The 12,056-nt window shown below is 63.0% G+C and carries 7 protein-coding genes; 1 reads left to right on the top strand and 6 read right to left on the bottom strand.

The features are described from left to right. From OKW20_RS29570 to cyoA, 6 genes are all read right to left on the bottom strand, one after another. On the bottom strand, positions 1-5,012 hold a 5,012-nt coding region (locus OKW20_RS29570; RefSeq protein ID WP_429178005.1), incomplete at its 3' end, for a beta strand repeat-containing protein. A gap of 387 nt (positions 5,013-5,399) precedes the next feature. Then, a complete protein-coding gene (locus OKW20_RS29575) occupies positions 5,400-6,158 on the bottom strand; it encodes an SURF1 family protein (protein ID WP_429178007.1) in 759 nt (252 codons plus the stop codon). A 22-nt stretch (positions 6,159-6,180) separates the two neighbouring features. Continuing rightward, the gene (cyoD, locus tag OKW20_RS29580; protein WP_043621262.1) at positions 6,181-6,585 is read right to left on the bottom strand and encodes a cytochrome o ubiquinol oxidase subunit IV; all 405 of its coding nucleotides are present in this window, start codon (positions 6,583-6,585) and stop codon (positions 6,181-6,183) included. After that, positions 6,582-7,202 carry a cytochrome o ubiquinol oxidase subunit III gene (cyoC, locus tag OKW20_RS29585; RefSeq protein ID WP_192449924.1) on the bottom strand — a complete coding sequence of 207 codons (621 nt, stop codon included), beginning with the start codon at positions 7,200-7,202 and terminating at the stop codon, positions 6,582-6,584. Before cyoC ends, cyoD begins: the two co-directional genes overlap by 4 nt. 4 nt (positions 7,203-7,206) lie before the next feature. Next, on the bottom strand, positions 7,207-9,210 hold the full coding sequence (gene cyoB / locus OKW20_RS29590) for a cytochrome o ubiquinol oxidase subunit I (protein ID WP_043621268.1): 2,004 nt from the start codon (positions 9,208-9,210) through the stop codon (positions 7,207-7,209). 80 nt (positions 9,211-9,290) lie between these two features. Then, positions 9,291-10,382 (bottom strand): ubiquinol oxidase subunit II, encoded by a 1,092-nt coding sequence (cyoA, locus tag OKW20_RS29595; RefSeq protein WP_156134191.1) that lies wholly within the window; start codon positions 10,380-10,382, stop codon positions 9,291-9,293. A gap of 327 nt (positions 10,383-10,709) precedes the next feature. Between cyoA and OKW20_RS29600 the strand changes: the two genes are divergently transcribed. Next, a complete protein-coding gene (locus tag OKW20_RS29600) occupies positions 10,710-12,035 on the top strand; it encodes an MFS transporter (RefSeq protein ID WP_429178011.1) in 1,326 nt (441 codons plus the stop codon). The last annotated feature ends 21 nt before the right edge of the window (positions 12,036-12,056 follow it).

The raw sequence follows: 12,056 nt of genomic DNA on the forward strand, positions 1-12,056 counted from the left end.
GACGACAACAGGCTCTGGCGGTTGCGCACGAAATCGCGCACCAGCCCGTCGATCTCCTCGCCGGCTGCGACACGGTCGAGCGCTATTCTGTAGGTCACCCGGCCGAGATTGGACGCGCCGAGCGCGCTTCTCAAGGTGTAGCTGACCACCGCCGAACCGGAATAGGACGGATTCGGCGTGAACTTCAGATAGAAGCCGACCGGCGTGAAGCTGCCGGCGGCGGCAAGCTCGCCCTCGATGATCTCGGCCGTGCCGGCAAAGGGTGGCGAGACCGAAGCAACCGCTGCGTCGGTGAACGGACCGCCGGTGGCGCCACCGTTCAGATAGACATCCTTCGGCGCCGAACCGGCCGGAACCTCGACGACGACATTGGGCGCCGTCACCGCACGAGCGTTCAGTTTCAGCGTATAGGCGGCCGAACCGCTGGCGCCACGGCTGTCGGTCACGCCAATGGTGAAGCTGTAGCTGTCGGGCACCGCATCGGCGGCAACCGGTCCGGTCAGTTCGCCGTTCGAGATGTTCAGCACCATGCCCTTCGGCAGGGCGCCGCTCTTCAGGCCATAGACCAGCGCGCCGGTGCCACCGGTGGCCGAGATGCGTTGCGAATAGGCCTCGCCGACCATCGCGTCGGCAAGATTGCCGGGCGCTGGGGTGAAGACGAAGCTGGCGGATGCCACGGCGATCCGATAGCTCGCCTGCCCTGTCGCACCATTGGCATCGGTCGCCGTCACGGTGAAGCTGAAATCGCCGTCGGCTGCCGGCCGTCCCGAAATCGCCCCGCTTGATCCATCCAGCGTCAAGCCACCGGGCAGAGCACCCGACGTGACGACGTAGCTGTACGGCGCCATGCCGGCGCTGGCGGCAATGCTCTGGCTGTAGGAAACACCGGGAACGCCGTTGGCAAGCGCCCCGCCTGCCGGCGTCAACACCAACACCGGAGGCGAAACCGTAACCGAAACCGTGGCCGGCGCCGACGTGCTGGTCGCATTCGTTGCCGTGTAGGTGAAGCTGTCCGCCCCCGAATAGCCGGCCGCCGGTGTGTAGAGGATCGTTGTCCCCGTCACCGTGGCCATGCCATGCGCTGGCGCCGTGGCGATCGCAACCGACGTCGCCGCCCCGCCCGTCAGATTGAGGCCGATGGCATTTGCGCTGGAGTTCGCAGCGACAGTGGCGCCGACCGGGCCCGCCGATGGCGCCTCTACGGCGACCGCGAGACTATACGTTGCCGCGCCCGTCGCATTGTTGGCGTCGGTCGCCGTCACCGTGAACGTTGCCGGTCCATCGGCGGTCGGCGTTCCGGACAGGCGGCCGTCGGCTGCGAGCGTCAACCCCGCCGGAAGTGCGCCGCCGGTCACCGCATAGGTGTAGGGAGCGGTTCCGTTGGCAGCGGTGATCGTCAGATCATAGGCATCGGCAACCGTTGCACCAGCAAGCGCACCCGCAGCCGGCGTGAAGGCGAATGTCGGCGGCGACACCGTCACCGTGACCGTCGCCGTGGCGGATGTGCCGGTCGTATTGGTTGCCGTATAGGTGAAGCTGTCAGCGCCTGAGAAGCCAGCCGCCGGCGTGTAGCTGAACGTGTTTCCAGCCACCGTGGCCGTGCCATGCGATGGGGCCGCTACGATGGCGACCGAAGCGGCCGCCCCGCCCGTAAGATTGGGCGAAATCACGTTGGCCGACGAGTTGGCGGCAACGGTTGTCGTCGTGGCGCTGGCGATCGGCGCCTGGATGCGAACCGTCAGACTATAGCTGCCGCTGGTTGCGGTCGCGCCATGGGTATCGGTCGCCTGAACCGTGAAGGTGAAGCTGCCGTCCGCAGTCGGCGTGCCCGACAGCGTACCGGCCGCGTCGAGCGAAAGTCCGGCCGGAAGCGCGCCGCTTGCCACGGCGTAACTGTAGGGCGCCGTGCCGCCATTGGCCGAGAAGCTCTGGCTATAGGCCGTTGCCACGGTTGCGATCGGCAAGCCGCCAGCCGCCGGCGTGAAAGCGAAGATCGGCGCGGAGACGAGGAAGGACTGGCTGACATTGGACGCGGCCAGGTAAGCGGTGTCACCGGCCTGCGAGACCTCGATGGTGCAGGTGCCGCCATTGCGGAATGTGACATCGCCGGTTGACGTGACGACGCAGACGGGCGCCGTCAGCGACTGGAACGTCACCGGCAGAGAGGAACTGGCGCTCGCCGAAAGCGTCACCGGCGTTGCATAGTCTTGCGGGCCGGGATTGGAGAATGTGATCGTCTGCGGCGCCTTGGGCGTCACCGCGTTCGACGCGCTGGAAGCTGGTCCCGTGCCGGCACTGTTGGTTGCCGTTACCGTGAAGGTGTAACTCGTGCCGTTGCTGAGGCTGCCGACCGTGATCGGGCTCGCCGCGCCCGTTCCGACAAAACCACCCGGATTGGATGTGACGGTGTAACCGGTGATCGCGGCGCCGCCGGCGCTGACCGACGCGGTAAAGGTGACGGACACTTCGCCATCGCCAGCCGTCGCCGTGGCCACCGTCGGGGCGTCCGGAACAACCGCATTGACGGTAAAGCTCTGGGTGACCGTCGCCGCAGCCAGATAGGTGCCATCGCCGCCCTGGTCCGCAGCAATCGCGCAGGTCCCTGCGCTGTGGAAGGTCAGCCTGCCACCCGGGGTGATCGTGCACACGGCCGCGGTCGAGGATGTGAAGGCAACGGGCAAACTCGCGTCCGACGATGCCGTCAGTGTCGGCGTGGTGGCGAAGGACTGCGCACCCGGATTGGCGAAGGTGATCGTCTGGGGTGCCCGCGGCGTAGCTGAGTTCGAGGCCGCAGACGCCGGTCCCGTGCCGGCGGTGTTGGTTGCCGTCACCGTAAATGTATAGCTGGTGCCATTGCTGAGACCCGTCACCACGACCGGGCTCGACGACCCCGTTCCGATAAAACCGCCCGGGTTCGACGTCACGGTATAGCTGGAAATCGTCGCGCCACCCGTGCTTGCCGGCGCGGTGAAGGCGACGGAGGCCGAAGAGACGTCGGCGGTTGCCGTTCCGATCGTCGGTGCGCCGGGCACGACGGCATCGACTGTAAACGTCTGCGAGACCGTCGGTGCAGCCAGGTATGTCCCGTCGCCCGCCTGGTCCGCCGCGATGGTGCAACCACCGGCCTGGTGGAAGGTCAGATCGCCCTCGGGCGTGACCGTGCACACGCCGGCAGTCGACGAGGTGAAGGCAACAGCCAGGCTGGAGCTTGCCGTCGCCGTCAATGTCGGCGACGTGCCGAACGCCTGCGTACCCGGATTGGCGAACGTGATCGTCTGTGCGGATCGCGGCGTAACCGCATTGGAGGCGGCCGATGCGGTGCTTGTCCCGACGCTGTTGGTGGCGGTCACGGTGAACGTATAGCTCGTGCCGTTGGTCAGGCCAGTCACCCTGATCGGGCTCGTCGTATCCGTGGCCGTCATGCCCCCGGGGTTCGACGTCACGGTATAGCCCGTGATCGTCGCGCCGCCGTTCGATGAGGGAGCGGTGAACTCCACATCCGCATAGCCGTCGCCCTCCACGGCCGCGCCAATGGTCGGCGCGTCGGGGACCGTCGGCGCAACGTCGACGGTGAAGACCTGGCTGCCGGTCGCGCCATAGGCGTCCGTTGCCGTCACGGTAAAGGTCACGGCGCCGCCGGTCGTTGCCGTGCCCGACAGGACCCCGTTGGTCGCCAGCGTCATTCCGGCGGGCAAGGCATTCTGCGTGACGGCGAATGTGTAAGGGCTTGCGCCGCCTGACGCCATAAGTGTTTGTGAATAGGCGGTGCCAGCCGTCGGATCGGGAAGCGTCGTTGGCGAGACGACGATTGTCGGGGCGGCGATGGTGACGGAGAATGCGCGCGAGGCGGTCGAGCCTTCGGGATCGGTTGCTGTCACCGTAAAATTGAACGGACCGCTTTGAGTTGGCGTGCCGGAAACGACGCCGCTGCTGGACAGCGATATGCCAGCGGGCAGCGCCCCCGCGGTCCGCGCATAACTCAATGTGCCCGATCCCCCGGTGGCACTCAGCGTTTGCGCGCCGTAAGCCTGGTTGTAGACCGGGTTTGGCAGCGTCGTCGTCGAGATCGCGATCGGTGCGTAACCGACCGAATTGTCGGTGCTGGTGGATGCGTCGTTGGTAAAGCCGGCCACGCTCGTAGCCTTGCCGGCGGGGATGGACACCACGACTGTGCCGGCCTGCGTCATCCCGTTGACCGAAACGGTGTAGTTGGCGCCCGAACCCGAGACGCTTGCCGTCGTTGCGCCGGCAGTGCCGGAAATCTGGACGTCGCCGGCGGTAAAGCCGGTAACGGATTTGTTGAACACCACATCGAAAGCGATCGACGTCCTGGCGCTGGGATCGGATTGCGAGGACGCCTGGTTGATCGTGACTGTCGGCTTGGTGTCGACCCAATGGGTGGCGCCGGTCGCTGTGCCGGTGCTGCAGCCGCTGCCGCCACCGTAGCTGGCGGAGACGGCGTGTTGGCCGAGCGGCAGAGACGATGTCTGGAAAGTCGCAGACGAGGCCGTGCTGACAGGCCCGGTCGGCGTCAGGCCAAGGGTCGTTGACTGCGATCCGATCGTGATCGTCACGTTTCCGGGCGGCGATTGTCCCGCATTACAGCCCATCGACGATACGGTTGCCGTCACCGACACCTGTTCGCCCGGCAGCGACGGACGTGGCGAGGATACGACATCGACGACGACTGGCCCTCCGGAGGCAGCCTTGACGACGATGTTGTTGCTGTTGGCGGTGTAGTTGCCGCCGGTCCGCGTGCCGGTGAACGTGACCCAGTCGGAAAACTGGCCGGACATCGCATCGAGGGAATCGACCTGATAGGAGCCTGTGCACGTCACGGAGGACGTCGTGCCGCCGCCCGGGATTGCCGGGCATGAAACGACGACGCCCTTGTTCGCAGTGGTCGCAGGCGCGATGCTGAGAATATTGTAGGATCCGGGGTTCAGCACATAGCTGAAATTGATCGTGTCGCCAGCCGCATTGAAGGTCGCCGGGTTCGCCGAAATGGTCACTACCTGCGCCGAGGCGCCAATGGCCGACGCCAGAAGGATGCCAATCGCCGCGAAAAATGTCCTGAAATAAAAACGCTGGAATGCAGACGAAAAAATTTTCCCGCCCGCGACGCTTCCGCACCGCAGCCCCATAAATACCCCCAATATATGCCGGGAAAATTAGCCCCATCTCCCAGTCGGGACAGCTAATAAAGCGGAAGGTGCCGAGTCAATCGCACAACTCACCATTGCCGGAGGAAATGCGGTCGGCCGTTGCCATGTGGCTTATCGATCACACTTTTCGACGCCGATGACGGCTGCATTTCGCCCGTCCCGAGTGGCGACCCCAATGCCGGCAACCCCAGGAGGAGTGAACGAAAATGGCGGCCAGCGTCTTGAAGAGAATCGTTATTCCGCGCTCGGTTTCTTCCGGCTTCGAATGACGAGGTAGCTGCCGGCCAGGCTCATCGCCGCAAGCGCATACCAGGTCAGCGCGTAGACCAGATGGCTGTTGCGGAAGCTGACGACGGTCAGACCGCCGATCGGCAGGCCGCCAGGGTTTTGCGTCGCGTCGGCATCGATGAAATAGGGGGCGACATCCGTCAGCCCTTTTGCCGTCGCGATTGCCGCGACATCGCGGGAAAACCAGCGATCGCCTGCGGGATCGTTGGATCGAAGAAAGGCGCCGCCCGGTTCGCTGATGCGCAAAAGCCCGGTAACCCCGGTCAACCCTAGTGCTTCGCCTTCCGCGCGCGCAGCCCGATCGCGCCGGTCGGCAGGCACGAAGCCGCGGTTGACGAGAACCATCGTGCCGTCTTCGCGGTGCAACGGCGTCAGCAGCCAGAATCCGGCACCCCGCTCGGTTACGGCCTGCACCAGCACCGATTTGTCATTGTCGAAAGTGCCCGTCGCCGTGACGCGAAGATATTCGTCCTTTTCCCGGGTGATGCTGTCCCAATCCGGCCGCGCCGGGGCCGGCACTGCTGCCGCATGCACGCGCGCATCGACGCGAGCGATCAGGTCCAGTTTCCAGAAGAGCCGCTGGATCTGCCAGGTCCCGAGCGCGACGAAGACGACGGCGAGAAACAGGAGCGCGCCCGTCAGACGGAAGCGGGCTCGGGAGGACGCTTTCGCACCCTCCTCTTTCACGTCGTGGCCGCCGGTCATGTTCGCGTCCGCCCGCCCCTGATCAGGGCATGTTCTTCATCATCTCGTGGGTCATCGGCATCATGTTCGTATTGAGGTGATGCATGACCCAGAGCGAACCGGCGAGCGCGATGCCGACGATGATGATCGTGAAGATCAGCGCCATCAGCGTCCAGCCGCCTTCCGAACGGGCGTTCATGTGCAGGAAGTAGATAACGTGCACGACGATCTGCACGACGCCGATGCCCATGACGAGCACGGCCGTCAGCAGCTTGCTGTCGAGCACGCCGCCCATGACCAGCCAGAACGGGATGGCCGTCAGGATCACCGACAGGATGAAGCCAGTCATGTAGCTCTTGAGCGAACCATGCCCGGCGGCGTCGCCCGGATGGCTGTGCGCGTGGTGAGGCTCGAACGCGCTTTCGTGGCCAGGATGCTGCGAACTCATCCGAGTACTCCCAACAGATAGACGAAGGAGAAGACGCCGATCCAGATGACGTCGAGGAAGTGCCAGAACATGGAGAGGCACATCAGGCGACGGCGGTTTTCCGGATTCAATCCATGTTTCTTGACCTGCACCATGAGCGTGATCAGCCAGATGATGCCGAAGGTGACGTGCAGACCGTGGGTGCCTACCAGCGTGAAGAACGAGGACAGGAAGGCCGAACGCGTCGGACCGGCACCCTCGTGGATCAGGTGGTAGAACTCATAGAGCTCGAGCGCGAGGAAGATCGCGCCGAACACGCCGGTGACGCCGAGCCAGAACAGCGTCTCCATCTTGGCGTTGCGCTCCATCTGGAGCATGGCAAAGCCGTAGGTGATCGACGAGAACAAGAGCATCGCCGTGTTGATGGCGATGAGGTTGAGGTCGAACAGGTCGGCCGGCGCCGGACCTGCCGCATAGTTGCGGCCAACCACGCCGTGCGTGGCGAAGAGAACGGCGAAGATCAGGCAGTCGCTCATCAGGTAGAGCCAGAAGCCCAGCATGGTGCTGTGCTCCGGGTGATGATCTTCCTTCAGGTAGAACTGCGGCTTTTCTGTTTCTTGGACTTGGGTTTGGCTCATCGTTTCAGATCCGTTCCGCAAGCAGCTTCGAGCGTGCGTCTTCGGTCGCCGCGACGGTTTCCGCGGGAATGAAGAAATCACGGTTGTAGTTGAAGGTGTGACCGATGGAGACGGCGATCAGAGCGACGAAGGATACCGCCGCCAGCCACCAGATGTACCAGATCAACGCGAAGGCGAGCACGACGCTGAGGCCGGAGAGAATGACGCCCGTGCCGGTGTTCTTCGGCATGTGGATCGGCTTGAAGCCTTCGAGCGGGCGCTCGTAACCGCGGCTCTTCATGTCGTACCAGCTGTCGTGGTCATGCACGACGGGCGTGAAGGCGAAGTTGTAGTCCGGCGGCGGCGACGAGGTCGACCATTCGAGCGTGCGGCCATCCCAGGCGTCACCCGAGGTTTCGCGCAGCTGGTCGCGGCGCAGATAGCTGACGACAAGCTGGATGATGAAGGACGCGATGCCAATGGCGATCAGGATCGCACCGAAGGCGGCGATGATGAACCAGATCTGCAGCGACGGGTCTTCGAACTGGCTGACGCGACGGGTAACGCCCATCAGGCCGAGCACATAAAGCGGCATGAAGGCGAAGAAGAAGCCGATCTGCCAGAACCAGAAGCTCATCGCGCCCCAGAAATAATCGAGCTTGTAGCCGAAGGCCTTCGGCCACCAGTAGACGACGCCGGCCATCAATCCGAACAGCACGCCGCCGATGATGACATTGTGGAAGTGGGCAATCAGGAACAGCGAGTTGTGCAGCACGAAGTCCGCCGGGGGAATGGCCAGCATGACACCAGTCATGCCGCCGATCACGAAGGTGACCATGAAACCGATCGTCCACAGCATCGGCAGTTCGTAGCGGATGCGCCCGCGATACATGGTGAAGAGCCAGTTGAACATCTTCGCGCCCGTCGGGATTGAGATGATCATCGTGGTGATGCCGAAGAAGGCGTTGACCGAGGCACCCGAACCCATCGTGAAGAAGTGATGCAGCCACACGAGGTAGGACAGGATCATGATCACGCAGGTGGCGTAGACCATTGAGGTGTAGCCGAACAGACGCTTGCCGCAGAAGGTGGCGACGACCTCGGAGAAGATGCCGAAGGCCGGCAGGATCAGGATGTAGACTTCCGGGTGGCCCCAGATCCAGATGAGGTTGACGTACATCATCGGATTACCACCAAGGTCATTGGTGAAGAAGTTGAAGCCGAGGTAGCGGTCGAGCGACAAGAGCGCCAGCGTTGCCGTCAGGATCGGGAAGGTCGCGACGATCAGGATGTTGGTGCAGAGCGAGGTCCAGGTGAAGACCGGCATCTTCATGAAGGTCATGCCCGGAGCGCGCATCTTCACGATGGTCGCAATCAAGTTGATGCCTGATAGCGTCGTGCCGACACCCGCGACCTGCAAGCCCCAGATGTAATAGTCGACACCGACGCCGGGACTGTAGTCCGCGCCCGAGAGCGGCGGATAGGCGAGCCAGCCGGTGCGCGCGAATTCACCGACGAACAGCGACATCATGATGATGACCGCGCCACCCGTCGTCATCCAGAACGAGAAATTGTTGAGGAAGGGGAACGAAACGTCACGCGCGCCGATCTGCAGCGGCACGACATAGTTCATGAAACCGGTGACGAAGGGCATCGCCACGAAGAAGATCATGATCACGCCGTGCGCCGTGAAGATCTGGTCGTAGTGGTGCGGGTTGAGGTAGCCCTCGTTGCCGTTGAAGGCGATCGCTTGCTGCAGGCGCATCATGATCGCGTCGGCAAAGCCGCGCAGAAGCATGACGATCGCCAGGATGATGTACATGATGCCGATCTTCTTGTGATCGACCGATGTAAACCACTCGTGCCAGAGATAGCCCCAGAGCTTGTACTTCGTGATCAGCGCAACGATCGCCAGGCCACCGACGGCCACGGCCGCGAAGGTCACGACAAGGATCGGCTCGTGATAGGGTATCGCTTCCCAGGTAAGCCGCCCGAAGATGAATTGCGTGAGGCTGGTGTCACCAAACATGGGTCTTCCAATATGTCTCGAATTGCGGCCCAAAAGGCCTTGGCGCTCGCTGGATCGAAGCCTGCGAGCGCGCGAAAGTCCTACTGCGTCTTGTGCATGTCGTGGTTCATCGGCTCTGCCGATGGTGCAGGCTGCTCTTCCTTGACGCCCTCGGCCGGTTCCTCGCTCTTGGCGGGATTGCCGGTTTCGGGGAAGGTCGCAGCCGGTGCGGCCGCTTCGGTCACACCGCCGACATGGCGGTTGTCGTGCTCGAGCTTGGCCCGGTTCTCATGGCTTTCGACGCCGGCTCCGCCCATCATGTCGATGTGCATCATATCCTTCATGCACATCTGGCCTTCGCGCACGCACATGTTGAGAACGGCTTCATAGAGGCCGTCATCGACGGAAGCGTAGTAGCGCACCGGCTCCTTCACGCTCGGCTTTTCGAGCTTCAGGTAGGCGTCCCGATTGAGCATCGTGCCGTTCTGCTTGACCCGGGCAACCCAGGCGTCAAAGCCGGCTTGGTCCACACCGTGGAACTTGAAGCGCATGTGCGAGAAGCCGTCGCCGCTGTAGTTGGACGAAAGGCCCTCGTATTCGCCTGGCTTGTTGATGACGGCGTGCAGCTTGGTCTGCATGCCGGGCATGGCATAGATCATGCCGGCGAGCGCGGGAACATAGAACGAATTCATCACCGAGGAGGCGGTGATCTTGAAATTGATCGGCACGTCGACCGGCGCCGCCATCTCGTTGACCGTGGCGATGCCGTATTCCGGATAGAAGAACAGCCATTTCCAGTCGAGCGCGACGACTTCAACCGTGATCGGCTTCATCTCTTCGGTCACCGGGCGCGCCGCATCGATCCGATCGAGCGGTCGATAGGGGTCGAGCTTGTGGGTGCTGACCCAGGTGATCGCGCCGAGCGCGATGATGATGGCGAGCGGCGCCGACCAGATGATGACTTCGAGGCCGGTGGAATGGTGCCATTCCGGATCATACTTGGCGGCCGTGTTCGACTGGCGATAGCGCCAGGCAAAGAACAGCGTCAGGAAGAGGACGGGAATGATGATCAACAGCATCAGGACCGTCGAAATAACGATCAGATCCCGCTGTTGTGCGGCGATGTCACCGGAAGGCGACATCACCACCATGTTGCATCCCGAGAGAACGGAGAGCAACAGGACGGCAATCATCGATCGTCCGGCTAAACTGTATGGCTTCGGCATTGCGGCCTCAACTTGCGTTTTGTCTAGTCGGCATTACTCGGGCATGATCGCGCATGGAAGTGAGGTCCATCGTCGCAGCGCAACATTTTGCCGCAGTGCAGTGAGGACCGTATCGCTCTATGCGCGTTTGTACGGGCGCAAAGGCTTATTGTCGGTTCGATGCCGGCGGTTCCAGCGAACGTTAGGCACGAACTCGAATGAGGCATGTGCGCATGTACGTGCATGGCATTCTTGATATCAGACGCCAATTGGTCAACACTCTAACGACAAGACGTTCGTTCGTCGGAGAAATTCATGGTTTCGGTCGCTAACCCAACATCGTCTGGTCTCGAACGGGACGCACGCCGCATTCACGAGGACGACAAGCCTCTGTCCCCCGGCAGCATCGCAATCGGCGTGGTCATTGGGCGAACCTCGGAGTTCTTCGACTTCTTCGTCTACGGCCTCGGCTCGATCCTCGTTTTCCCGAAGCTGATCTTCCCGTTCGCGCCCAATGCGGTCACCGCGACGCTGATGTCCTTCGCGCTGTTCCCGCTTGCCTTCCTCGCCCGCCCGGTCGGTTCCTTCGTCTTCATGTGGGTCGACCGCAACTACGGGCGCGGCACGAAGCTGACGATCGCACTCGTCATTCTCGGTGGCTCGACGGCGTCGATCGCCTTCCTGCCCGGCTATGACACCATTGGGTATTGGGCCGTAGCGCTCCTGGCATTGTTCCGGCTCGGACAGGGCTTTGCGCTTGGCGGCGCCTGGGATGGCCTTGCATCGCTGCTGAACCTCAATGCGCCGCAGAATCACCGTGGCTGGTACGCGATGATCCCGCAGCTCGGCGCGCCGATCGGCTTTGCGCTTGCGAGCATCCTCTTCGGCTACTTCGTCAGCAACCTTTCGCAGGAAGATTTCCTCGCCTGGGGCTGGCGCTATCCCTTCTTCGTCGCCTTTGCGATCAACGTCGTGGCGCTCTTTGCCCGCCTTCGCATCGTCGCCAGCAAGGAGTTCGGCGCCGCCATGGAAGCCAAGGAGCTCGAGGCGCGGCCGATCTTCGAGATGCTGAGCAAGCACAGCATCGACGTCGTGCTCGGTGCCTTCGTGCCGCTCGCAAGCTTTGCGATGTTCCACCTCGTCACCATCTTCCCCTTGAGCTGGGTGACGCTCAACGGTGGCCAGTCGGCCGCAGAGTTCCTGTGGGTTCAGGTCGCCGGTGCTGTCGTCGGTGCCATCAGCATCGTCCTTTCGGGCGTGATTGCCGACCGGGTCGGCCGCCGCAACCAGCTGATGATCGGTGCGATCCTGATCGCGATCTTCAGCTTCTCGGCTCCCTTCCTGCTCGATGCCGGCGGCAAGGGCCAGGACGCCTACATCCTGATCGGCTTCGCCATCCTCGGCCTTTCCTTCGGACAGTCCTCCGGCGCCGTCTCCTCGCGCTTCACCCAGTACTACCGCTACACGGGTGCCGCTCTGACTTCGGATCTCGCCTGGCTCGTCGGTGCGGCCTTCGCGCCGCTCGTGGCGCTCGGCCTTGCCAGCAGCTTCGGCATCATCTTCATCGGCGGCTACCTGATTTCGGGTGCAATCTGCACGATCGCCGCGCTGAGCCTGACCCGGGCGCTCGACCAGCAGTAAGGTCTAGAGGCAACCGGGGTG

Source organism: Ensifer sp. LBL, from assembly GCF_050435225.1.
Lineage (GTDB): Bacteria > Pseudomonadota > Alphaproteobacteria > Rhizobiales > Rhizobiaceae > Ensifer.